At 66.7% G+C, this 22,835-nt stretch carries 19 protein-coding genes; 5 read left to right on the top strand and 14 right to left on the bottom strand.

Features of this window, described 5'->3' with window-relative positions:
• Window positions 1–26 precede the first annotated feature (26 nt).
• The gene (locus tag ABL312_RS06660) at window positions 27–1,037 is read left to right on the top strand and encodes an NAD-dependent epimerase (RefSeq protein ID WP_349360598.1); all 1,011 of its coding nucleotides are present in this window, start codon (window positions 27–29) and stop codon (window positions 1,035–1,037) included.
• Between the two features lie 12 nt (window positions 1,038–1,049).
• On the opposite strand, the gene glmU is transcribed toward ABL312_RS06660, so the two are convergent.
• On the bottom strand, window positions 1,050–2,423 hold the full coding sequence (gene glmU / locus ABL312_RS06655) for a bifunctional UDP-N-acetylglucosamine diphosphorylase/glucosamine-1-phosphate N-acetyltransferase GlmU (RefSeq protein ID WP_349360597.1): 1,374 nt from the start codon (window positions 2,421–2,423) through the stop codon (window positions 1,050–1,052).
• A 239-nt stretch (window positions 2,424–2,662) separates the two neighbouring features.
• Between glmU and ABL312_RS06650 the strand changes: the two genes are divergently transcribed.
• Window positions 2,663–3,652: an SLAC1 anion channel family protein gene (locus tag ABL312_RS06650; RefSeq protein WP_349360596.1), complete on the top strand. Its 990-nt coding sequence runs from the start codon at window positions 2,663–2,665 to the stop codon at window positions 3,650–3,652.
• Between the two features lie 16 nt (window positions 3,653–3,668).
• On the opposite strand, the gene ABL312_RS06645 is transcribed toward ABL312_RS06650, so the two are convergent.
• Window positions 3,669–4,280 (bottom strand): pyridoxamine 5'-phosphate oxidase family protein, encoded by a 612-nt coding sequence (locus tag ABL312_RS06645; protein ID WP_349360595.1) that lies wholly within the window; start codon window positions 4,278–4,280, stop codon window positions 3,669–3,671.
• Between the two features lie 84 nt (window positions 4,281–4,364).
• On the opposite strand from ABL312_RS06645, the gene ABL312_RS06640 reads away from it, so the two are divergent.
• On the top strand, window positions 4,365–5,123 hold the full coding sequence (locus tag ABL312_RS06640) for a DUF1194 domain-containing protein (protein ID WP_349360594.1): 759 nt from the start codon (window positions 4,365–4,367) through the stop codon (window positions 5,121–5,123).
• 7 nt (window positions 5,124–5,130) lie between these two features.
• On the opposite strand, the gene ABL312_RS06635 is transcribed toward ABL312_RS06640, so the two are convergent.
• From ABL312_RS06635 to ABL312_RS06615, 5 genes are all read right to left on the bottom strand, one after another.
• Window positions 5,131–7,215 carry an ABC transporter ATP-binding protein gene (locus ABL312_RS06635; protein WP_349360593.1) on the bottom strand — a complete coding sequence of 695 codons (2,085 nt, stop codon included), beginning with the start codon at window positions 7,213–7,215 and terminating at the stop codon, window positions 5,131–5,133.
• A 121-nt stretch (window positions 7,216–7,336) separates the two neighbouring features.
• On the bottom strand, window positions 7,337–8,356 hold the full coding sequence (locus ABL312_RS06630) for an ABC transporter permease (protein WP_349360592.1): 1,020 nt from the start codon (window positions 8,354–8,356) through the stop codon (window positions 7,337–7,339).
• Window positions 8,357–8,374: 18 nt separating this feature from the next.
• Window positions 8,375–9,325: an ABC transporter permease gene (locus ABL312_RS06625; protein ID WP_349360591.1), complete on the bottom strand. Its 951-nt coding sequence runs from the start codon at window positions 9,323–9,325 to the stop codon at window positions 8,375–8,377.
• 102 nt (window positions 9,326–9,427) lie between these two features.
• Window positions 9,428–11,104 (bottom strand): ABC transporter substrate-binding protein, encoded by a 1,677-nt coding sequence (locus tag ABL312_RS06620; protein WP_349360590.1) that lies wholly within the window; start codon window positions 11,102–11,104, stop codon window positions 9,428–9,430.
• A gap of 732 nt (window positions 11,105–11,836) precedes the next feature.
• Entirely contained in the window at window positions 11,837–12,757 is a 921-nt protein-coding gene (locus ABL312_RS06615; protein ID WP_349360589.1) for a LysR substrate-binding domain-containing protein, read from the bottom strand.
• Between the two features lie 151 nt (window positions 12,758–12,908).
• On the opposite strand from ABL312_RS06615, the gene ABL312_RS06610 reads away from it, so the two are divergent.
• On the top strand, window positions 12,909–13,112 hold the full coding sequence (locus tag ABL312_RS06610; RefSeq protein WP_349360588.1) for a hypothetical protein: 204 nt from the start codon (window positions 12,909–12,911) through the stop codon (window positions 13,110–13,112).
• A gap of 102 nt (window positions 13,113–13,214) precedes the next feature.
• Here the strand turns inward: ABL312_RS06610 and arfB are convergent, their stop codons facing one another.
• The gene (gene arfB / locus ABL312_RS06605; protein WP_349360587.1) at window positions 13,215–13,655 is read right to left on the bottom strand and encodes an alternative ribosome rescue aminoacyl-tRNA hydrolase ArfB; all 441 of its coding nucleotides are present in this window, start codon (window positions 13,653–13,655) and stop codon (window positions 13,215–13,217) included.
• 141 nt (window positions 13,656–13,796) lie between these two features.
• Between arfB and mazG the strand changes: the two genes are divergently transcribed.
• The gene (gene mazG, locus ABL312_RS06600; protein ID WP_349360586.1) at window positions 13,797–14,666 is read left to right on the top strand and encodes a nucleoside triphosphate pyrophosphohydrolase; all 870 of its coding nucleotides are present in this window, start codon (window positions 13,797–13,799) and stop codon (window positions 14,664–14,666) included.
• 68 nt (window positions 14,667–14,734) lie between these two features.
• Here mazG and hflX read toward each other — a convergent pair whose 3' ends face one another.
• The 6 genes from hflX to ABL312_RS06570 form a co-directional block, all read right to left on the bottom strand.
• Complete coding sequence (gene hflX, locus ABL312_RS06595) at window positions 14,735–16,144, bottom strand: GTPase HflX (RefSeq protein WP_374730183.1); 1,410 nt, start codon at window positions 16,142–16,144, stop codon at window positions 14,735–14,737.
• Window positions 16,145–16,402 (bottom strand): RNA chaperone Hfq, encoded by a 258-nt coding sequence (gene hfq, locus ABL312_RS06590; RefSeq protein WP_349360585.1) that lies wholly within the window; start codon window positions 16,400–16,402, stop codon window positions 16,145–16,147. It abuts the gene before it with no gap.
• Window positions 16,403–16,597: 195 nt separating this feature from the next.
• Complete coding sequence (locus ABL312_RS06585; protein WP_349360583.1) at window positions 16,598–17,461, bottom strand: D-amino-acid transaminase; 864 nt, start codon at window positions 17,459–17,461, stop codon at window positions 16,598–16,600.
• 184 nt (window positions 17,462–17,645) lie between these two features.
• On the bottom strand, window positions 17,646–19,022 hold the full coding sequence (trkA, locus tag ABL312_RS06580) for a Trk system potassium transporter TrkA (RefSeq protein WP_349360582.1): 1,377 nt from the start codon (window positions 19,020–19,022) through the stop codon (window positions 17,646–17,648).
• A 57-nt stretch (window positions 19,023–19,079) separates the two neighbouring features.
• Window positions 19,080–20,447, bottom strand: coding sequence for a sigma-54 dependent transcriptional regulator (locus ABL312_RS06575; RefSeq protein ID WP_349360581.1), 1,368 nt, complete (start codon window positions 20,445–20,447; stop codon window positions 19,080–19,082).
• Window positions 20,437–22,731: a PAS domain-containing sensor histidine kinase gene (locus ABL312_RS06570; RefSeq protein ID WP_349360580.1), complete on the bottom strand. Its 2,295-nt coding sequence runs from the start codon at window positions 22,729–22,731 to the stop codon at window positions 20,437–20,439. The genes ABL312_RS06575 and ABL312_RS06570 overlap by 11 nt, the downstream gene beginning before the upstream one ends.
• Window positions 22,732–22,835: the final 104 nt, after the last annotated feature.

The raw sequence follows: 22,835 nt of genomic DNA, 5'->3' as shown, positions 1-22,835 counted from the left end.
GCGCGACGCATCAAGCGGACTCGTTCATGAACACTATCCTCGTCACCGGGTCGGCCGGCTTCATCGGCTACCACGTGTGCCAGCGCCTGCTGGCCGACGGCTGGCATGTCGTCGGGCTCGATTGCGTCAGCCCCTATTACGACCCGGCGCTCAAGGAAGCCCGTGTCGCGCGGCTTCGGCGGAACAACCACTTCACCGAGGCGCGCATCCGGCTGGAGGATCGCGCGGCGGTCTTCGCGCTGATGGGGACCCACGCGCCGCAGCGCATCATTCATCTGGCCGCGCAGCCGGGCGTGCGCTATTCGCTCGACGAGCCCCAGGCCTATGTGGATGCCAACGTCACCGGCTTTCTGACCATTCTGGAAGCGGCCCGCCATCATACGGTGGATCACCTGGTCTATGCCTCGACCTCCTCGGTCTACGGGCTGGACGAGGACATGCCGCTCTCGCCGCATCGCGGATCGAACCATCCGGTCTCCCTCTACGCGGCGACGAAGAAGGCCAACGAGGCGATGGCGCACAGCTACGCCCATCTCTTCCAGATTCCGCTGACGGGCCTGCGGTTTTTCACCGTCTACGGCCCCTGGGCGCGGCCCGACATGGCGCTGTTCAAGTTCACCCGCGCGATCCTCGCCGGCGAGCCGGTGGAGATCTATAATCACGGCAAGATGCTACGCGACTTCACCTATATCGACGACATCGTCGAGGGCATCGTGCGCATCGCCGACCGGCCTGCGACCGCAAATCCGGACTGGAACGGCCGGGCTCCCGATCCGGCGACGAGCGCGGCGCCCTATCGGATCTACAACATCGGCAACAGCGAGCCGGTGGAATTGCTCGCCTATGTCGACGCCATCGAAAAGGCCTGCGGCATTCCAGCGAAGCGCAAGATGATGCCGCTCCAGCCCGGCGACGTGCTGGCCACCTGGGCGGATGTGGACGACCTCATCGAATCCACGGGATTTCGCCCGCAAACCCGCGTCGAGGACGGCGTGAAGGCCTTTGTCGACTGGTATCGCGACTTCTACGGCGTGTAGGGTTCCCCGCGATCAGCCGCCGTCACCGGTCTTCGCCTTCTCCGCCTTGGCCGCCGCGAAGCGGGTGCGCAGGCTGGCGCCCATGCCGTCCTTGATGACCTGCCGGGCGCGGCCGAGCGCCAGCGCATCGGCCGGCACGTCCTCGGTGACCACGCCGCCGGCCCCCAGATAGGCGCCGTCGCCGATCGTCAGCGGCGCGACCAGCGTCGAGTTTGAGCCGACGAAGGCGCCCGCGCCAATGTCCGTGTGGTGTTTCAGATAGCCGTCGTAGTTGCAGGTGATGGTGCCGGCGCCGATGTTCGCCTTCGCGCCGATGCGGGCATCGCCGATGTAGGTCAGATGATTGACCTTGGCGCCCGCCTCCACCGTCGCGTTCTTGATTTCCACGAAGTTGCCGACATGGGCCCCCTCCCCGATCCGCGCGCCCGGACGCAGGCGCGCATAGGGGCCGAGCGTCGCCTGGCTCGCGACGTCCGCCGCCTCGAGATGGGAAAAGGCGCGCACGCGCACATTGTCGCCAATCGTGACGCCAGGGCCGAAGACCACATTGGGCTCGATCACCACATCCCGGCCGATGCGCGTGTCATGGGAGAAGAAGACGGTTTCGGGCGCCACCAGCGTGGCACCCTCGGCCATGGCGCGGGCGCGGGCGCGGGTCTGGAATTCCGCCTCGACCCGGGCAAGCTGGGCACGCGTGTTGATGCCCTGGAGCTCATCTTCCTCCGCCGTCTCGACGACCACGGTCAGCCCGAGCGCATGCGCGATCTCCACCGCGTCGGTCAGATAGTACTCGCCCTGCGCGTTGTCGGTTCCGATCCGCGACAGAATGTCGGCGAAGATCCGGCCGTCGAAGGCCATGATGCCGGAGTTGCACAGGCGGACCGCCCGTTCCTCGGGGCTTGCGTCCTTCTCCTCGCGGATCGCGGTGACGCTGCCATTCGTCGTCAGGAGACGGCCATAGCCCGTGGGGGTGTCCGTTTCGAAGCCGAGCACCACAAGGTCCGCCCCCGTCTCCAGACCCGCCGAGACACGGGCAACCGTTTCCGCCGTGATCAGTGGCGTGTCGCCGAAGAGCACCAGCACCTGACGGGGCGCGTCGGCGTAGGCTGGCCCGGCGGCCATGGCCGCATGGGCGGTGCCCAGACGCTCGGTCTGCTCGTGGCATGTCGCCTGCGGGGCGCGGCGCGCGACCTCCGCCTCCAGATCCGCCATGTCGGGGCCGACGACCACGGCGATGCGCTCGATCTCGGCCGCCTTCACCGCCGCGAGCACATGCCCGACGAGCGACAGGTTGCCGACCTCATGCATCACCTTGGGATGCGCGGATTTCATCCGCGTCCCCAGTCCGGCGGCGAGAACGATGGCGAGACGGTCGGCGCTTGGCATGAGAAATCCCTGATGCGTGATGGCAATGGCGGCAGTCATCCGCTCCGCGGGCGGCAACGTCAAGTCCCCCACCCTTCGGACAAGCGAGGTTTTGTCGCAAGGCTTGCGGTTTCTTCGGATAGGTTCGGATTTCTTCAAATAGTATGGTCGGTACCAACCGGGCAGCACCGGCCGCAGCGCGCGCCGGGCCACCCGTCCCCTCACCGACGACAGTCCCACAGACCACCGGACCTTTCATCATGGATGCCGAGCTGACCGCGGCCTCACAGGCCCCCGCTCCCAAACTCGTTCATTTCCCCGTGACCTTCTTCGCCGTGGTCATGGGGCTTGCCGGCCTTGCGCTCGCGACCCATCGCGTGGAGCTCTATTTCGGAGCGCCCGCAACGGCCAGCCTCGTGCTGATCGCCGTCGCCGCGCTGGCGTTTGTCGCGATCGCGGCCCTCTTCGTTCTCAAGGGCCTGCGCCACGCGGACGCGCTCAGGGCTGAATGGAACCATCCGGTGAAGATCGCCTTCTTTCCCGCGATCACCATCGGCGTGCTGCTGATTTCGGCCGGTCTGCTGCCGGTCAGCCAGCCGCTGGCGCATGGTCTTTGGGTGTGCGCGGCCTCGGTGCATCTTGTCGTGACGCTCGGCGTGATCGCCGCCTGGATCAGCCATCGCACCTTCGAGCAGGCGCATTTGACGCCGGCGTGGTTCATTCCGGCGGTCGGCAATGTGCTGGTGCCCATCGCCGGCGTGCGGCTCGGCTATCTCGAGGTGTCGTGGTTCTTCTTCTCCATCGGCATGCTGCTGTGGCTGGTGTTCCTGACGCTGGTGTTCAACCGGCTGATCTTCCACAACCCGCTGCCCGAGCGCCTGCTGCCGACGCTGGTGATCCTGATCGCCCCGCCGTCCGCCGGCTTCGTGGCCTGGCTGCAGATCAACGGCGGCGAGATCGATGGCGTGGCGCGGTTTCTCTACTACTGCGCGCTGATGTTCACGCTGGTGACGCTGACGCAGGTGAAGAAGCTGCTGAAGCTGCCCTTCGCCATGTCGTGGTGGGCCTATTCCTTCCCGGTCGCGGCCTTCGTCATCGCCTCCGCGCTCTTCGCGGATGCGACGGGGGCCGCGTTCCAACGGGTCACCATGCTGGTCGCCTATGCGGTGCTGTGGGGGGTGATCCTGCTGCTGCTGGGAAAGACCTTCGGCGCGATCCGCCGCGACGAGATCTGCCGGCCGGAGGGCTGATCGGTTCGCGCCCGCATTACCAAAGCGTCTTGCGGGCGCGCTCGGGCCATTCGGCGTCATAGGCCGCGCCGCCGACGCGCTCCTCGCTCAAGGTGGCGAGGATGTCGCCGGGCGTGGGCAGCGTCGCCGGGTCCAAATGCGTCGCGCCATCCCAGATCCGCGAGCGCACGATCGCCCGGGCGCACTGGAAATAGACCCGCTCCACGTCGATCACGATGACCGAGCGCGGCCGTTGCCCCTCGACCTCGAAGGAGGCGATCAGCTGCGGATCGACACTGACGGCCGCGCGCCCGTTGACGCGCACCGTGGTGCCGCTGCCGGGAATGAGGAACAGCAGCGCGATGCGCGGGTCGCGCACGATGTTGCGCAGCGTGTCGATGCGGTTGTTGCCGCGCCGGTCCGGCATCGTCAGGCGTCGTGGCGTGTCGATGCGCACGACCGGCCCGCGGTCGCCGCGCGGCGAGCAGTCGAGCCCCTCGGGCCCGGAGGTCGCCACCGCCACGAAGGGCGAGGCCTCGATCAGCCGGGCGTAGTGCTCGCAAACATGATCGATCTCCTTCGCCGTGGAGGCGAGATTGGCCGTTCCATACAGCGCTTCGAGGTCGCTTTCCGAGGTGACGAGGGTCATGCGCAGTCTCCTTCGCTGGTGGCAGACGCAGCTTAGCCGTCTGTCAAACGTTGCCTTGCCCTATCGCCGTCCCATGTCGTTTGCATGACCGCGCTTTTCGACAGGGCCGAAAAGGCCCTGCACCCTGCCGTGTTCCTTGTCTTGCTTGGCCTCGCCTTTGCCGGCGCGCCCCGCGCCGCGCTGTCGCAAACGGCGGTGGATCTGGAGCTGGTGCTGGCGGTCGACGCGTCGGCCAGCGTCGATGCCGGCGAATACGCCTTGCAGATGCGCGGCATCGCGGCGGCTTTCCGCTCCGCCGAGGTGCAGGCAGCCATCGCGGGCGGCCCGCTCGGACGGATCGCGGTGGCGTTGGCCGTCTGGGCCGAGGCGGAGCGCCCGGCCGATCTCTCGCCCTTCGTGCTGATCGAGGCGCCAATGTCGGCAGAACGCTTCGCGCAAATGGCGGAGCGCTGGCCGCGCCGGGTGAACGGCGGCACGGGAATCGGGTCGGGGCTTGCGCATGCCATGCGCCATTTCGACCGCAACGGCTTCGCCGGTGCGCGGCAGGTGGTCGACGTGTCGGGCGACGGGCGCGAAACGCCGCCGCGCGACTATACGGTGCTGATCGACACCGCGCGCGGGATGGCCCTGTCGCGCGGCGTCACCATCAACGGCCTGGCCATTGAGACGGACGACCCCGAGCTTGCCGCCTGGTATCGCGCGCATGTGGCGAGCGGACCTCAGAGCTTCGTCCTCGCCATCGACGATTACGGCGATTTCGCCGAGGCCATGCGCCGCAAGCTCCTGCGCGAGATCGAGGCCCTGCCTCCGGTGTCGCGTCTGGACGCGGCACGCGGGCGGTGAACGCGGGTCACTCGGCCGCCTCGTCCGGGGCCTTCTGCTTGATCACCGGCTCCATCTTTTCCAGCTCGGCCGGCTCAAGATGGCACAGGATCCTGTGCCCCGAGCCGAAGGTGCGCTGCGGCGGCGGCGTGACGTCGCAGGTGCCGGGGATCATGTAGGCGCAGCGGGTGGAGAACGGGCAGCCCTGCGGCGGGTTGGCCGGCGACGGAATCTCGCCCTTCAGCACGATGTGGCGTTTCTCGACCTTCGTGTCGGCAATCGGAACGGCCGCGAGCAAGGCCTCGGTGTAGGGATGATAGGGCGGCGCGAAGATTTCCTCCGTCGTGCCCTGCTCCATGATCTGCCCGAGATACATCACCACGATGCGGTCGGCCAGATAGCGCACCACGGAGAGATCGTGGCTGATGAAGAGCATCGTCGTTCGGTTTTCCCGCTGGATGTCCATCAGCAGTTCCGTCACCGCCGCCTGCACCGACACGTCGAGCGCGGAGACCGGCTCGTCGGCGATCACCACCTTCGGGTTGCCGGCGAAGGCGCGGGCGATGCCGACGCGCTGCTTCTGGCCGCCGGAGAGCTGGCGCGGCTTGCGTTTGGCGAAGTCGCGCGGCAGCTTCACCGTGTCGAGCAGCCGGAAGATGATCTCCTCGACCTCGGCGTCATCCTTGGCAACGCCGAATTTCCGGATCACGCGCCCGATCTGCCCGCCGATGGTGTGCGAGGGATTGAGCGTGTCGAAGGGGTTCTGGAAGATCATCTGCAGCTTGGCGATGGTGGCCTTGTCGCGCTTGTCGACCGGCAGCCCGCCGAGTTCGACATTACCGAGCATCACCTCGCCGTCGGTGGCGTCTTCTAGGCCCATCAGCACCTTGGCGAAGGTCGACTTGCCGCAACCGCTTTCGCCGACGATGGCGACCGTTTCCGCCTCACGGGCCGTGAAACTGAGATTCTGGTTGGCCTTCACCGTCATCGGTTCACCGCCGAAGATCGCGAGCCCGCCCTCGTCGATGAGGTAGTGTTTCGTCATGTCCTCCACGGCGAGCACCGTATCGCCGGCCTCGACCGGCGGCTTCGCCTCGCCCGGCGGCAGGTCGCGGGCCCAGTCGATCTCCTGGAAGCGCTCGCAGCGCACCTTGTGATCGTCGTCACCCGGCACCGAGTGCATCAAGAGCTTGCCGGTGTCGCACACCTTCTCGCGGAAGAAGGTGCAGCGCGGGCCGAAGTTGCAGCCCACGGGCCGCTCGTGCGGCAGCGGCAACTGACCCGGAATGGCGACCAGCGGCTGCGCGTTCTTGTCCGCGCCCGGCAGCGGGATCGAGTTGAACAGGCCGCGCGTATAGGGGTGGCGCATCTCGTCGAAGACATCGTGGATGTCGCCGACCTCCACCGCCTCGCCGGAATACATCACCGTCAGCCGGTCGCAGGTTTCCAGGATCAGGCCCAGATTGTGCGAGATGTAGATCATCGAGGTTCCGAACTCCTCGGAGATCTCGTTGATCAGATCGACGATGCCCGCTTCCACCGTCACGTCGAGCGCGGTCGTGGGCTCGTCGAGCAGCAGCAGGCGCGGATTGGACAGAAGCGCCATGGCGATCACCACGCGCTGCTGCTGGCCGCCGGAGATCTGATGCGGATAGGCGTTGAGGATGCGCTCGGGATCCGGCAGGCGGACCTTGGCGAGCATCTCCTCGGCCCGCGCCAGCGCCTCGGCCTTCGACAGGCCGTCGTGATAGATCGGCACCTCGGCGAGCTGGTCGCCGATCTTCATCGACGGATTGAGCGAGGCCATCGGCTCCTGATAGACCATGGCGATCTTGGAGCCGCGAATGTGGCGCAGCTCCTCGGCGCTCATGGTGCGCATGTCGCGCCCGTCGAACAGGATCTCGCCGCCGACAATCGCGCCGTTCTTGCCCATGTACTGCATGATCGCGAGCGCGACGGTCGACTTGCCGCAGCCGCTTTCCCCGACAATGCCGTGCGCCTCGCCCGGCATGAGCTTGAGGTTGAAGTCCACCACGGCCGGGATCTCGCCCGCGCGCGTGTAGTAGGAGATGCAAAGGTTCCGGCACTCCAGCACCGGCGTCTGATCGCTCATCGACACGCTCCGGTCAGCCGCGCGCGGGCGCGGGCGGTAATCGCCGCCTGCCGCCCGGGGCACGGGTCGTCGTGATATCGCTCGCAAGAGCGCTGAAGGGTCCGTGACTTGCGCGCATGGCCTAGTCCCTCAGGCTCATTTCGCGCAGGCCGTCGGCCATCAGGTTGAAGCCGAGAATGAGGCTCGAGACGGCGAGCGCCGGCACCAGCAGCATGTAGGAGAACTTCCACAGCATCGCCGTCTTGGCGCTTTCGCGGATCATCAGCCCCCAGTCCGGATCGGGCGGCTGCAGGCCGAGCCCGAGGAAGGTCAGCGTGGTGATCGCCACGGTCGTGTAGCCGAGCCGCAGGCAGGCATCGACGATGATCGGCCCGCGCACGTTCGGCAGCAGCTCGAACACCATGATGTAGAGCGGATGCTCGCCGCGCGTCTGTGCCGCGAAGACATAGTCGCGGGTCTTGATGTCCATCGCGAGCCCGCGAACGATGCGCATGATCGCCGGCGCGGAGGCAAAGGTCACCGCGACCACGATGTTGAAGCCCGACGGCCCGAGGTAATTGAGGATCACGATGAACAGCACCATCACCGGGAAGGACAGCAGCACGTTGGCGGCGAAGGAGATCACCTCGTCCCACCAGCCGGCGAGATAGCCCGAGATGAGGCCGAACATGGCGCCGACCACATAGGCCACCATCGTCGCCGTCACGCCCCAGACCAGCACCCGCTGGCAGCCCCAGATCATGCGCGAAAGCATGTCGCGGCCCTTGAAGTCGGTGCCGAGCCAGAAAAAGATGTCCCCCCGCTCGCTGAGCGGCGTGACGAAGGGCGCGATCGGCTTGTTGGGATCGAGCAGCGGCAGGAACGGCGCGGTCACGGCCATCAGCAGCCAGAAGAAGACCAGCGTCAGCCCGATCACGGCCACCCAGCTTTCGCGGAAGGCCCGCACGCCGAGCACATAGAGCAGCAGCGTCGCGGGGATCGCCGGCAGCAGCACCGACGAGGCGTTGTCGCCGAGCGAGCCGGCGAACATCACATAGGCGGTGAGCGGCACCCACATCAAAAGCGCAAGCGCAACGAGCGGCTTGGGTCTGGACAGGCGGTCAAGCAGGGCGGGACCGGCGTCGAGTTCGGTAACGGCCATCGTGTCGTGTCCCCGTCCTCAGGCGAAGCGAATGCGCGGATTCAGGAAGGTGTAGCCGATGTCGGAGATGATCTGCGACATCACGGCCACGGCGACTGCCACCAGCGTGCAGGCCTGCACGACCTCCACGTCCGGGAAGAGCGCCGCCTCCAGCAGAAGCTTGCCGAAGCCGTCGTATTCGAAGAACACCTCGACCACGACGACGCCGGACAGCAGCCAGTTGAGCTGCAGCACGATCAGCGTGAAGGGGGCGATCAGCGCGTTGCGCAGGGCGTGCTTCATGATCACCCGGCGATAGGGAATGCCCTTCAGGATTGCGGTGCGGATGTATTGCGAGGTCATCACCTCCGCCATCGAGGCACGGGTCATGCGCGCCACATAGCCGAAATCGTAGATCACCAGCGTCAGCACCGGCAGCACCAGCTGCTTGAAGTCGAAACCGCTGATCATCGCCGATTTCGCCGGCAGCCAACCGAGACCGAGCGCCAGCACCACGGTGAGCAGGATGGCCGTCGCGATTTCCGGAATGCTGGTGGTGAACACCGATATGAAGGAAATCGAGCGGTCCTGGACCGAGCCCTCCTTCATGCCGGCGAGAATCCCGAGCACCAGCGAGATCGGGATCATGAGGGCGAAGACGAAGAACGCCAGGATGCCCGTGTTGGCCAGCCGGTCCATCAGCAGCGGCGCGACCTCCCGGTTCTTCTCATAGGAAAACCCGAGATCGCCCTGCAGGATATCGCCGAGCCAGTTCACGTAGCGAATGTAAAAGGGGGCATCGAGGCCCTTTTCCGCCAGCCAGGCGTTGTAGCTTTCGTCCGTCAGCGCCGAGACGGCGAAGCCGCCAAGTTCCTGAACGGCGAGCCGCTTCTTGAACTCCGGCGTGTCGAAAATCGCGAACAGCAAAAGCGATGCGACGGCCATGATCAGAACCATCTGAACAAGCCGCCTCAGGATCAGTTTGACCATCGTGCCCACCCGAATAAGGCCCCTCGCCGCCGCGGCGCGACGCCGGGCGGTGCTGACGAAACGACCGGGGAAAGCCCCCGGTCGCCTCTTCTCTCAGTCGTGTCAGGCCTTCCAGACCTTGTTGAACTGATGATACTGGGTCGGGTGCCCCGGATAGCCGTTCACCGACGATTTCACGATGGTGTACACCGGGCGGAAGATCGGCTGCACCATGACGGCATCGTCCTGCAGGATCTTCTCGACCTTCTCCATCAGGGCGCGACGCTTTTCCACGTCGAGGGTCGATTCCGCCTCGTCGAGCGCGGCGTCCCATTCCGGGTTGGCGTAGTTGGTCTCGTTCCACGGCACGCCGGAGCGGTAGCCGAGGGAGAGCACCATGGTGCCGAGCGGACGGTGCGTCCAGGCGGTCGCGCCGAACGGCGTCTTGTCCCAGATTTCCCAGTACTTGGAGGGCGGCATGACATTGACGTTGAGCGTGATGCCGACGTCCTTGAGCTGGTCGCGCATGGCCTCGGCGACCGTCTGGTGCCACGGGCCGTCGGTGTTGCCGACGTCGATGGTCAGCTCCAGCCCGTCCGCGTAGCCCGCCTCGGCGAGCAGCGCCTTGGCGCCCTCCACGTCGCGGGTGAGCTTCGGCAGTTCGAAATACTCGGGATGGATCGGCGCCACATGGTGATTCTCGCCGACGTCGCCGCCTTCCGGATAGACGAGTTCCATGACGCGGTTGTTGTCGATCGCCTTGACGATCGCCTGACGCACACGCTTGTCGTCGAAGGGTTTCTTGTCGACCTGGAAGCGGCAGCACAGCGTCTGCGACGTGCGCGCCGAGACGATCTCGCCATCGAGCGCCTTGGCCAGTTCCATCTGCTCGACGCCGAACTCGTAGATGGAATCCACCTCGCCGGTCGCGAAGGCGGTGAGCTGGTTGTCCTCGTCGAAATTGTAATAGTGGATCTCGTCGAGATAGACCTTGCCGCCCCAGTACTCATGGTTCTCGGCGCGCTTGAGGATGCACTTGTCGCCGACGACATTCTCCACCAGCGTGAACGGACCGGTGCCGATCGGGTTGGCCGAGAACGGCGGCTCGAAGCTGCGGTGCAGCAGCGCGGTCGGGTAGTTGTACATGTCCTCCGGGAAGGACAGCACCGGCTTGGCGAGATTGAAGCGGATGGTGTGATCGTCGATCACCTCGATCGCGCCCTCGCGCATGACCTTCTTGCCGTCCCTTTCCTCCAGCATGGCGGCGATCGAGGACAGGCCGACGTTGGACGAACCGAGGTCGGGGTTCATCCAGCGGTCGAAGTTGAACTTGACGTCCTCGGTCGTGAAGTCGTCGCCATTGTGCCACTTCACGCCCTTGCGCAGATAGAACGTCCAGGTCGTGAGATCGTCGGAGGCTTCCCAGCGCTCCGCCAGCATCGGCCGGGTAACGTTGTCCGGCCCGGTCATCGCCAGATGCTCGAGGATGTGGCGCGTCTGGTTGGACATCTCGACCCAGGAATAGGTCGCCGGGTCCTCCATCTTCTGCACCTGCATGGCGATCTTCAGGATCCCGCCGGACTTCGCGTTGGGGTCGTCCGCCGGGAACGGCATGTTGCCGTGATCGTCGGCAAAGGCCGGGCTCGGAAGGCCGGCCATGGCATAGGCAGCGCCCGCGCCGACGCCGAGAAGGGCGGCGAAACGCACGAACTCGCGGCGGTTCAGCCGGCCCCGCTCCATCTCCCGGCGCGCGTCCTCTACCTTGGGATGCAGCTTGCTCGAAGTGTCTCTGGTCGACATTGGCCCTGTCTATCTCCACCTGTTTCTTCGGTTGTTCCGGCATCCCCGGTGCCGAGGAAAACGACGCCGAGCAAAACGATGCCGAGGAAAACGGTGCCGAGGGAAACCCCGCCCTGCCCCGTGCCGGACGGCGCCCGGCTGCGCCGAACCGGCGCACCCCTCGATCCGCCCTCCATGCGGCCCGGTCGGCCTCGCCCCACGTCGCAGGCAAGACGACTTCCTTCCAGGCACCGGATGCCTTGCGGCGACACGATCGTCTGCGCGATCTCTCCGCCGCGCCTCAGGTTAACATGGAATGCCGCCACTATTGCAAAGCCCGTCGGCAGATTTTTTCAAGACCGGGAAATCCGCGCCCTTCCGCACCAACAAATGACGGGATAATCGCAGCTTGCCGGCCGTGACCGCTGCCGTCGCGGCGAAGTCTAGGTCTCAGCGGCGGTCAGGGGAAATTCTGGCATGCAACGGTTCACGTATTTGCAACGTGAGGGAATGAGTTTCCATTGCTTTGCTACGCAAGCGCATGGCTCGAATTAGACTTCCCGCTCATCTTCGCAACGGCCGTGACCTGCCACGACCGCGCCGCGTTCCCGGCAGGCCGGACAAGCCTCGGCTGCAGGCCCGGGATGCCCCCAAGCCGTTTCGTGCCCGCACGGACGGTGTGACGATGACGGGGTGGCGATGAGAGGTTCGGGGAACCGCCAGCGGTCTTGTGCCGCGCCTGCGGCGGCACGCTCACACGAGCTGTGCGGACTGGGCGGTTTGCGTCGCGGCCATGTCGCGGAAGAAGTCGACCACGTGGCGGGCGAAGGCGTCGGTCGCCTTGCCGGCCTTGCCCGCTTCCTTGAGAATCAGGTGGTACGTCCCGATGTCCGGCAACCCGTGACGCTCGTCGAGGCGCTGGAGCGGCGGCACGATGACGCTGGCGGGAAACGGCGAAACCGCGAGATCGGCGAGCAGCGCCGCCTCCTGCCCCGCGCTGTGGAAGCTTTGATAGGCGATGCGATAGGGATGTTGCGCGGCGTCGAGCGCGCTGCGCGCCGCCTTGCGCCAGGGGCAGCCCGACACGGACAGGGCCAGCGGCAGCGGCTCGCGGCTGTAGGCGACCCCGCCCTCCAGCCCCGCCCAGGCGAGCGGCTCGGTGTAGACGATCTCGCCGCCGCGCGCGGCGTCGCTGTCCGGGCGCGCGGTGTAGAGCACCAGGTCGAGGGTGCGCTCCTTCAGCCCCTTGAGAAGCCGCGGGCTGCCGTCGAGATGCACGTCGACATTCACCCCCGGATGCGAGCGGGCGAACCGGGTCAGGATGTTGGGCAGAAAGCGCGTGCCGAAATCCGATGGCGCGCCGAAACGCACCTCGCCCTCGATTGCCGGCGCACGAAACAGCGACACCGCCTCCTCGTTGAGCATCAGGATGCGCCGCGCGTAACCGAGCAGCGCCTCCCCCGCCCCGGTCAAGCGGACGCTGCGTCCCTCGCGTGCGAACAGGGAAACGCCCAACAGGGTTTCCAGTTTCTTGATCTGCATCGAAACGGCGGAGGGCGTGCGCCCGATCACTTCCGACGCCCTTGAAAAACTTCCCGTTTCGGAGATCACGAGAAAGGTTCGGTAGAGATCCGTCTCGATCAGAGGGGTTCCTTTCCCCGGCAGTTGGTCCATCCCGGCGTCCCCGCGACCTTGAGTTCAATTTCATTGATCTAAAACGTAAGTGCTTTTTGTTTGATTGAAAGGGCGAATGCGCACATATCCCGAGTATCGCAACCGGCACCCCGGTCGCGCGGCCCGAAACCCCAGCCTTGTGGAGAGTGCAATGACCTTTCTGACCAAAGTTCTCGGCAACGCCCTTGGCGTCGCCTCGCGCGTTCATCCCCTTCATGTCGCGGACACCGATTCGCGCACGCTTTCCGATCTCGGCTACCGCGGCGATGCGGCCCATCGCGCGCGCTTCAATGCCGTTCGCTTCGGCGAACCGGGCGCGTCCGACGCTGCCCGTCTCGGCGTGAACGGCCGCTAGCCCGCCAGACGGGCCACGCGAACGCGAAAAGCCGCCGGGGTCTTCCCCGGCGGCTTTTTTGTGCCTGCAACCGGGCCCCTTCCCTCGGTCGAAAGACCTCTCTCAATCGACGGGCCGGCCACGCAGTTTCTTCGTCTGGCCGCGCTGTTTCTTGGACGCGAGCCGTCGCTCCTTCGAGCCACGCGTCGGCCGGGTCGGCCGGCGCGGCTTGGGGCGTTCCAGCGCACGCTCGACAAGCGCGACGAGACGCTCCCGGGCGTCCTCGCGATTGCGCTCCTGCGAGCGGAACCGGTCGGCCTGGATCAGAATGTCGCCGTCGCGGGTCAGGCGCTGGCCGGCGAGCCGCGCAAGCCGCGCCTTGACGTCCTCGGGCAGGGTCTCATTGGCCGCGAGGTGAAAGCGCAATTGCACCGCGCTCGACACCTTGTTGACGTTCTGACCGCCGGGGCCGGACGCCCGGATGAACTCCTCGGACAACTCGCGCGCCGGGATCGTGATGCCGCGCCCGACGACGAGCGCGTCCTGCCATGTGTCCTGGCTCATCGTCCGCCTCTCTGCTGCGTCCCCACCCGGGGTACGCCAGGCGCCCTCGGCGATCAAGACGCGGACGCGGGACCCTTGGGTTCGCCGCGCGTCGGTGCTACCTCCTGCCAACCTGCATTTTCGCCAGCGACAAGGACCGCCATGACCCCGGACCGCGACATCCAGCGCCTGATCGACATCATGACCGCGCTCAGAACGCCGGGCACCGGATGCCCCTGGGATCTGGAGCAGACCTTCGAGACCATCGTGCCCTATACGATCGAGGAAGCCTATGAGGTGGCCGACGCGATCCATCGCGGCGATCCGGTGGATCTACGCGAGGAGCTGGGCGATCTGCTGCTGCAGGTCGTCTATCACGCGCAGATGGCGCGCGAGGCCGGGACCTTCGACTTCGGCGATGTGGTGGAAGGCATCACGGCCAAGATGATCCGCCGGCATCCGCATGTCTTCGGCGACGAGGAGGCGCGATCCGCCGGCATCGCCAAGGGGTCATGGGAGCGGATCAAGAGCCAGGAAAAGGACGCGCGCGCCCGCCAGCGCGCCGCGCTGGGACTGGAGGACGCCCCGCCCGCCTATCTCGACGACGTGCCCTCCGCCTTCCCCGCGCTGACGGAAGCGGAAAAGCTGCAGAAGCGCGCCGCGCGCGTCGGCTTCGACTGGGGCGCGGCCGGCCCGGTGCTCGACAAGATCCGCGAGGAAACGGAGGAACTCGCCGCCGAGATCGGCGCGGCGCCGCAAGCGCTTGAGCGCGACCGGATCGAGGACGAGCTGGGCGATCTGCTCTTCGCCGTGGCGAATCTCGCCCGACATCTGGAGATCGACCCGGAAGCCGCGCTCAAGCGTACCAACAGGAAGTTCCGCAGCCGGTTCGCGGAGATCGAGCGCGCGGCGCAGGAGCGGCGGACGTCGCTCGAGGCGATGAGCCTGGAAGAGATGGAAGCGGCCTGGCAGGCGGCGAAGCGGCCCTCCCGTCCGCAGACGCCGCCCTCGCCGGAGAGACAGGGGGATTGAGAGGCAGAGGGATTAGGAAGCAGGGGGACTAAGAGGAAGGGCGACCGAGCGCCCCGAGACCGGCGCCCTCAGGAGGTGACCGCGTCGCCCACCGGCGTCAGCCGGCCCTTGAACCGCTCCAGAACCTCGCCGCGCCGGCGCTCCGACACGCGGATGCGGAAGCGGCAGCGCATCTCGTCGTCGTCGCGCGCCAGCACGTCCGTGTTGCGATGCAGCCAGGCGATGGCCTCGCCATCCTCGACCGGCAGGGTCACGTCGAAACTGGCGCTTCCGGCCGACAATTCCGCCTCGATGCGCGCGAGCAGGTCGTCCAGTCCCTGACCGTTCTGGGCCGACACGCTGACCGGCCCGTCGCCGCGGCCCGCGCCTTGGTTGGCGGCGAGCAGCGCGGCGCTGCGCTCGCCTGCCAGCAGGTCGATCTTGTTCCACACCTCGATGATCGGCACGTCGCGCTCCGCGCCGAAGCCCAGGATTTCCAGCGTGTCGGAGACGTCCTGCGCCTGCGCCTCGGTATCCTCATGCGCGATGTCGCGCACATGCAGCACGAGGTCCGCCTCCGTCACCTCCTCCAGCGTCGCCCGGAAGGCGGCGATGAGATGGGTCGGCAGGTCGGAGATGAAGCCCACCGTGTCGGAGAGGATGATCTCGCGCCCGTGCGGCAGCGCGACGCGGCGCAGGGTCGGGTCGAGGGTGGCGAACAGCAGGTCCTTGGCGAAGACCTCGGAGCGGGTCAGCCGGTTGAACAGCGTCGATTTTCCGGCGTTGGTGTAGCCGACGAGGGCCACGACGGGCTGCGGCACCTTCTTGCGCTTCTGCCGGTGCAGGTCGCGGGTGCGGCTGACCTGGGCAAGCTCGCGTTCAAGGCGCGTGATCCGCTCCTGGATGAGCCGCCGGTCGGCCTCGATCTGGGTTTCGCCGGGGCCGCCGACGAAGCCGAGGCCGCCGCGCTGGCGTTCCAGGTGGGTCCAGGAGCGCACCAGCCGGCTTTTCTGCCACTTGAGATGCGCCAGCTCGACCTGCAGCGTGCCCTCCGCGGTGCTGGCGCGGGCGCCGAAGATCTCGAGGATCAGGCCCGTGCGGTCGAGCACCTTGCACTTGAGCGCCTTTTCCAGGTTGCGCTGCTGGATCGGCGTCAGCGGATGGTCGACGACGATGAGCTCGAGCTCTTCCGCCCGCACGATGGCGGCCAGATCCTCGACCTTGCCGCTCCCGAAGAGCGTGCCCGGGCGCGGCTGCGCGATGTTGGCGATGCCGGAGGACACGACCTCCAGGTCGATGGCCGCGGCAAGGCCGACCGCTTCCTCCAGCCGGGCCTGCGGAGACCGGCGCGCGGCGGCGCTCTCCCCGGCCGCACGACCGGTGAGCACCGGCACGATCACCGCCGCACGCGCCCCGCGGGCGTCGCGCTTGGCGTCGAAGGCGTGATCGGGTGACGGAGCGTCGTCTCGGGACGGCTTTGGTCTGTTCTGCTTTTTCAATCAGCCCGCCGCTTTTTCGCCCGTCTCGTCGGCCGGCTCGAAGAGCTGGACCGGAGCATTCGGCATGACGGTGGAAATCGCGTGCTTGTAGACGAGCTGGGAGTGCCCGTCGCGGCGCAGAAGCACGCAGAAATTGTCGAACCACGTCACGACGCCCTGCAGCTTGACCCCGTTGATCAGGAAGATCGTCAGCGGGGTTTTCTGCTTGCGAACGTGGTTGAGGAATGTGTCCTGAAGGTTCTGAGCGCGGTCAGCCATGTTTTATTTTTTCCTGCATTCGCATGAGTTTATCGGAAGCGCCGGGTGCAGCACCCTGGGCCCCGCAATCGCCTGCCCGGACGATCGCCCCACCCCTCCAGGTCATGCCGAGGAATGCGATCGCCAGCCACTTCCCGGGTCACTCTATCGCATTCGATTCCGCTTTTCTGCCCGTTTGTTCATCCGCATTCCCTCTCACACGGGTTCGCTTTCGCTGACCTCGTGGAAACGCTGGCGCAGCTCCCGGGAGAGCTCGCCGGGATGACCGTTGCCGACCGGCGTGTCGTCGATGCGCACCACCGGCATCACCAGCGTGGAGGCCGCCGTGATGAAGGCTTCCTTGGCCTGTTTCGCTTCTTCCACGGTGAAGGGGCGCTCGTCAAACGCAAAACCGTGGCGTTCAATCATATCCAGCACAACCTGACGGGTGATGCCCTTCAGGATGCCCTGCTCCGCCGGCCGCGTGACCAGCGTATTGTCCTTGGTGACGATCCAGGCGTTGGTCGATCCGCCCTCGGTCACGAATCCCTGCGTATCGACGAACCAGGCTTCCTTCGCGCCGGCTTCCTTGGCCTTCTGCTTTGCGAGCACATTGGGCAGCAGGCCCACGGTCTTGATGTCCACCCGCTCCCAGCGATTGTCCGGCACGGTGATGACGCCGACGCCGGCCTGCGCGCTGGCATCGCCCGCCCCGGCGGGAACCGAACGCGCGGTGACGACCAGCGCGGGCTTGGTGTCGGGCGAGGGAAACACGTGATCGCGCCGGGCGACGCCGCGCGTCACCTGGAGATAGACGAGCCCGTCGGAAACGTGATTGCGGCGCACGACCTCGCGCATGACCTGGCTGAGCGCGGCGCGCCCCATCGGCATGCGGATCTGCAGCTCACGCAGGGAGCGCTCCAGGCGGTCGAGGTGGCGCCGCTCGTCGACGACGCGTCCGTTCCAGATCTCGCAGACCTCATAGACGCCGTCGGAGAACTGATAACCGCGATCCTCGACATGGACCATGGCCTCGGCGTGGCGCTGGTAGCGACCGTTGACATAGGCGATACGTGACATGCGACTTCCAGGGTTCTCGGTTTGACAGGTGTCTCGGGGGTCCGGCCTCAAGCGGCACAACTTGGCACGGCCGGAGCGGCAACGCGTGCCGCAAAAGGCCGGCGCGGCCCGGTTTCCTCGGGTCGAGGGTGGCGGCGGCCGCACACAACCCTTTTCCCGTATCCGGGGCCTATATCGAACGCAATCAGAAAAATTCCAGACTGACCCGGAACATTTGCTCCACCTGCCGCACGCGTTCGGCGATGGCGAAGAGCACGCAGCGGTCGTGCGCGCGGATGACCGTGCTGCCGTCGGGCGTTATCACCTGCCCGTTTCGGAAGATGGCGCCAACACGGATGCCGTCGGGAAGGTCGATGTCGCGCAAGGGGCGGCCGACGAGCGGCGAGGTCTCCAGCGCTTCCGCCTCGATGACCTCCGCCGCGCCGTTCTGCAGCGCATGCACGCCGCGGATCCGGCCCCGGCGCACGTGTTGCAGGATCTTGGAGATCGTCACCTGCCGGGGATTGACGAAGGCGTCGATCCCCAACGCATGCGCGAAGGTCGGGTAGCCGGGGTTGTTGATCAGCGACAGGTTGCGCTTGCAGCCGAGCTTCTTGGCCATCACGCAGGAGAGGATGTTGACCTCGTCCACGTTGGTCAGCGCGATCAGCGTGTCGGCGTCCTGCACGTCGGCTTCCAGCAGCAGCGACTGGTCGAGCGCGCTGCCGTGCAGGATCACCGTGCGCTTGAGCGTGTCGGCGATGCCGAGCGCGCGCTCGCGCGACTGCTCGACGATCTTGACCTTGGCGGTCGACTGGCGCTGTTCCAGTTCGCGGGCGACGTAATGGCCGATGTTGCCGCCGCCGGCGATGACCACGCGGGTCGCCTCCGCCTCCTCGTGCCCGAAGATCGCCAGCGTCCGGCGCACGTTGTCGCGCCGGGCGATGACGTAGACCAGATCGTCCTCCAGCAACGAATCGGAACTCTTCGGCACGAAGAGATGATTGCCGCGAAACACGCCCGCGACCACGGCGCCGAGATCGGGAAAGAGCTCGGTCAGCTGCCTGAGCGGCGTGTTGACGACCGGGCAATCCTCCTGACAGACGATGCCCACCACCACGACCTGCTCGTCGGCGAAGCGCACGGTCTCCACCGCGCCCGGCAGCGCCAGACGGCGCAGCACCATCTCGCCGACCTCGATCTCCGGCGAGATGATCACGTCGATGGGCATGTTCTCGCGCGAGAACAGATCGCCCCACTGGGGCCGCAGGTAGCTCTGGGCGCGCACGCGCGCGACCTTGGTCGGCACCTTGAAGAGCGAATGCGCCACCTGACAGGCCACCATGTTGACCTCGTCGTAGAGCGTGACGGCGATCAGCATGTCGGCCTGGTCGGCGCCGGCCTGGGCGAGCACGTCCGGATGCGCTCCGTGGCCGACGAAGCCGCGCACGTCGAGCGTGTCGCGGATCGCATTGATCAGCCGCGGCGAGGAATCGATGACCGAGACGTCGTTCTGTTCCGCCGCGAGCTTTTCGGCAATGCCGTAGCCGACCTGCCCCGCGCCGCAAATCACAACTCTCATCGCTTGGCCGTCCTTGGTTGGTGTGTCGAGCCCCGAGCGCGCCCGTCCGGTCGCGGGTCAGGTCAGTCCGAGGGACTTGAGCTTGCGGTGCAGCGCGGAGCGCTCCATCCCGACGAATTCGGCCGTGCGCGAGACGTTGCCGCCGAAGCGCTTGATCTGCGCCTGCAGATAGTCGCGCTCGAACATCTCGCGCGCATCGCGCAGCGGCAGGGCCATCAGATGCTCGCCCCCGCCGTTGGTCGGCAGGCTCGGCACGTCCGCCCCGATCTCGCCCGGCAGCAGATCGGCGGTGATCACGGCTTCCGGATCCGCCCGGGTCAGGATCATCAGCCTTTCGACGTTGTTGCGCAACTGGCGGACATTGCCCGGCCAGTCATGCGCCTGAAGCACGGCCATCGCGTCTTCGCCGATGCGCCGCATGGGCAGGCCGGACGCCACCGAGATCTGCTCCATGAAGAACTGCACCAGCAGCGGAATGTCCTCGCGCCGCTCGGCGAGCGGCGGCACATGCAGCGGCACGACACCGAGCCGGTGGAAAAGATCCTCCCGGAACCGGGCCTCGGCGATCTCCTGCTCCAGGTTGCGGGCGCTCGACGACAGGATGCGGATGTCGACGCTGACCTTGCCGACCCCGCCGACCCGGCTGAAGGTCTGGTCGACCAGCACGCGCAGGATCTTGCTCTGCGTCTCGTGCGGCATGTCGGCGACTTCGTCGATGTAGAGCGTGCCGCCATGCGCCTCTTCCATCGCGCCGACCTTGCGAATGCGCCCGTCCGCGTCCTCGATCCCGAAGAGTTCCTCCTCCATCCGCTCCGGCGTGATGGTGGCGGCGTTGATCACGACGAAGGGGCTTTTCGCGCGCTGCGACATGGCGTGCAGGGTGCGCGCGGTCAGTTCCTTGCCCGAGCCGGAGGGACCGGTGATCAGCACCCGGCTGTTGGTCGGTGCGACACGCTCGATGGTGGTCCGCAACTGGTTGATCGCGCTGCTTTCGCCGAGAAGGTCCGGCGCGTCGGCGCTGCGCTGCTTGAGCTGGCGGATCTCGCGCTTCAGCGACGAGGCTTCCAGGGCGCGCTCGGTGACCAGCACCAGCCGGTCCGTCTTGAACGGCTTTTCGATGTAGTCATAGGCCCCGCGCTTGATCGCGGAGACGGCGGTCTCGATGTTGCCGTGGCCGGAAATGATGATCACCGGCAGGTCGGGATCCTGTTCGCGAATGACGTCGAGCAGGTCGAGCCCGTCGAGCCGGCTGCCCTGCAGCCAGATGTCGAGCACCACGAGCGAGGGCCGGCGCTCCTGGATCGCGGCCAGCGCCGCGTCGCTGTCGGCGGCCGTTCGGGTCGCATAGCCCTCGTCGTCGAGAATACCGGCGATCAGATCGCGAATGTCCGCCTCGTCATCGACTACCAGAATATCATAAGCCATCTGTCGCAACCGTTCGTGATGTCGTGGACGCCGATGCGGCGGGGGAGTCGGAAGACGTTTCGGGGGCCGCGCCGCCCGCGGGGTCGAGCCCGGCGGCGAGGCTGAGCCGCACCGTGGCGCCGGGTCCGCCGCCTTGAGAGAAATCGGGCGGCGCGTCCATCAGCTCGATGCCGCCGCCATGGTCTTCCAGGATCTTCTTGACGATCGCCAGCCCGAGCCCGGTGCCCTTCTCGCGGGTCGTCATATAGGGCTCGAGCAGGCGCTGGCGGTTCTCCTGCGGCAGCCCGATGCCATTGTCGATGATGTCGATGACGATGCGATCGCGCGCCTCGTCGCGCGTCAGCCGGACCTTGATGCGTCCGCTCCCCGCCTTGTCCTCCGGCAGGGCCTCGACCGCCTCGGCCGCGTTCTTCACCACGTTGGTCAGCGCCTGACCGACCAGACGCTGGTCGAAACAGGCCTCGACGGCCTCCTCCGGCACCTCGGTCGAGATCGAGATCTCCGAGTTCGCCACGCTTTGCATGAAGGCGGCCTCGCGCACCGTGTTGCGCAGGTCGCTCACCGTCATCGACGGCTTGGGCATGCGCGCGAAGGACGAGAACTCGTCGACCATGCGGCCGATGTCGCCGACCTGACGGATGATCGTGTCGACGCATTGGTCGAAGACGGCGCGATCTTCCTCGATTCTCTTGCCGTAGCGGCGGCGGATGCGCTCGGCGGAAAGCTGGATCGGGGTCAGCGGGTTCTTGATCTCATGCGCGATGCGCCGGGCGACATCGGCCCAGGCGGAGGTGCGCTGCGCCGTCACCAGATCGGTGATGTCGTCCAGCGTGACCACGAAGCCATGCTCGCTGCGCGTCGACTTCTCGCTGGTCACCCGGACGTTGACGGTGCGCTCGCGCCCCTTGCGGTGCATGGAGACCTGCGCCTCCGCCATGCGGTCGTCGCTGCGCGCCATCGCCGTCTCGATGATCTCGGCGAGTTCCGGGACGGCCTGCGTCAGCGATTCGTCCAGCAACTCGCTCTCGCTGACGTCGAGCAACTCGCGCGCCGAGCGGTTGACGAGCGAGATGCGCCCGCTGTCGTCGATCCCGACCACGGCGGAGGTCACGCCCGAAAGAACCGCCTCGGTAAATCGCCGGCGGCGGTCGATCTGGTCGTTGGCGGCGAGCAGCGCGTCGCGCTGGCCGCGCAATTGCGCCGTCATGTTGTTGAAGGTCGCGCCCAGATTGGCGAGGTCGCCGGCCGACTTGTCGGTTTCCACCTGGACGTAGAGATTGCCCTTCGACACCTGGTCGGCCGCGCCGATCAGTCGGCGGATCGGCGACACCAGCATGTTGGCGAAGCCGAAGCCGATCCACACCGCCGACAGCAGCAGCACCAGCGTCACGCCGGTGTAGACGAGCGCGAAGGCCACCTGCACGCCGAAGCGGCTTTGCTCCATGCGCGTGTACTGATTGGCGCCGTCCTCCGCGAGCCTCAGGTAATCGACCACCCGCTTGTCCATGGCGCGGGTGACATAGAGATACATCTCGTCATAGGCGGAGAGCTTCATCACGCCGCCGACCAGATTGGACACGCCCGGCGCGATGATCACCGGCTCGCCGCCGGCCGCCTGGTCGAAGGCCTCCAGTGGCGGCGGCAGGATGTCGGCGTCCGGATTGACGACGACGCGGGTGATGACGGTCCCGTCGGGCTTCATCAGATAGGCGCCGAGCAGCGCCCGCAAGGTGGTCTGGGTCTGGAAGAACGAATCGAAGCGGGTCGGCTCGAAGTCGTAGACGGCGCGCGCGCGGTCGATGTCACTCGCCATGGCGATGAGATCGCCGCGCAACACCCGCGCGTGCTCCTGAAGATAGGCCTGGGCGACGGTGAGCGCATTGTCGATGATCAGCCGGGTTCGATCCTCGAACCAGCGGTCGAGCCCGCGGTCGAGCGTGATCGTGGCCAGCACGGCAACCAGCAGCGCCGGCACCGCGGCCATCACGCTGAACAGCGTGACGATGCGCCCGTGCAGCCGCGCGGCCGCCCGCCCCCGCCGGCGCGCCTGCCACAGGGAGGCGAATTCCAGAATCACCAGCAGCAGAAGGATGGCGACCAGGACACCGTTCACCACCATCGCAGCCTGCGACACGACGCCGTCCGGCGCGATCGGCGTGACGCCCATCAGCACGAAGAAGGTGGCGGTGATCGAGATCAGCGACACGATGACCAGCACCAGTCCGAGCCGGCGCAGGCGTCGGCCTTTCCGGCCGGGCTCCGTGTTCAGGGCTGAGGCGCTCAATCGATCCGCGATCACTGTGGTGCAACCATTGTCCGAAGCCGGCCCGGGCGGGACCGTCGCGAAAGGCTGCGGCAGCCTTATCACACAATGTTGCCAAATTACGA

Source organism: Stappia sp., assembly GCF_040110915.1.
Lineage (GTDB): Bacteria > Pseudomonadota > Alphaproteobacteria > Rhizobiales > Stappiaceae > Stappia.
This window is presented reverse-complemented; position numbering and strand designations above follow the sequence as displayed.

Excerpts from the sequence above, each read along its gene's own strand:
- ABL312_RS06650 (WP_349360596.1), top strand. The coding sequence starts at position 2,663 with ATGGATGCCGAGCTGACCGCGGCCTCACAGGCCCCCGCTCCCAAACTC.
- arfB (WP_349360587.1), bottom strand. The coding sequence starts at position 13,655 with ATGAGCCAGGACACATGGCAGGACGCGCTCGTCGTCGGGCGCGGCATC.
- ABL312_RS06610 (WP_349360588.1), top strand. The coding sequence starts at position 12,909 with ATGACCTTTCTGACCAAAGTTCTCGGCAACGCCCTTGGCGTCGCCTCG.
- ABL312_RS06625 (WP_349360591.1), bottom strand. The coding sequence starts at position 9,325 with ATGGTCAAACTGATCCTGAGGCGGCTTGTTCAGATGGTTCTGATCATG.
- hfq (WP_349360585.1), bottom strand. The coding sequence starts at position 16,402 with ATGGCTGACCGCGCTCAGAACCTTCAGGACACATTCCTCAACCACGTT.
- ABL312_RS06585 (WP_349360583.1), bottom strand. The coding sequence starts at position 17,461 with ATGTCACGTATCGCCTATGTCAACGGTCGCTACCAGCGCCACGCCGAG.
- ABL312_RS06635 (WP_349360593.1), bottom strand. The coding sequence starts at position 7,215 with ATGAGCGATCAGACGCCGGTGCTGGAGTGCCGGAACCTTTGCATCTCC.
- ABL312_RS06630 (WP_349360592.1), bottom strand. The coding sequence starts at position 8,356 with ATGGCCGTTACCGAACTCGACGCCGGTCCCGCCCTGCTTGACCGCCTG.
- ABL312_RS06620 (WP_349360590.1), bottom strand. The coding sequence starts at position 11,104 with ATGTCGACCAGAGACACTTCGAGCAAGCTGCATCCCAAGGTAGAGGAC.
- ABL312_RS06575 (WP_349360581.1), bottom strand. The coding sequence starts at position 20,447 with ATGGCTTATGATATTCTGGTAGTCGATGACGAGGCGGACATTCGCGAT.
- ABL312_RS06660 (WP_349360598.1), top strand. The coding sequence starts at position 27 with ATGAACACTATCCTCGTCACCGGGTCGGCCGGCTTCATCGGCTACCAC.
- ABL312_RS06645 (WP_349360595.1), bottom strand. The coding sequence starts at position 4,280 with ATGACCCTCGTCACCTCGGAAAGCGACCTCGAAGCGCTGTATGGAACG.
- ABL312_RS06615 (WP_349360589.1), bottom strand. The coding sequence starts at position 12,757 with ATGGACCAACTGCCGGGGAAAGGAACCCCTCTGATCGAGACGGATCTC.
- glmU (WP_349360597.1), bottom strand. The coding sequence starts at position 2,423 with ATGCCAAGCGCCGACCGTCTCGCCATCGTTCTCGCCGCCGGACTGGGG.
- trkA (WP_349360582.1), bottom strand. The coding sequence starts at position 19,022 with ATGAGAGTTGTGATTTGCGGCGCGGGGCAGGTCGGCTACGGCATTGCC.
- mazG (WP_349360586.1), top strand. The coding sequence starts at position 13,797 with ATGACCCCGGACCGCGACATCCAGCGCCTGATCGACATCATGACCGCG.
- ABL312_RS06640 (WP_349360594.1), top strand. The coding sequence starts at position 4,365 with ATGACCGCGCTTTTCGACAGGGCCGAAAAGGCCCTGCACCCTGCCGTG.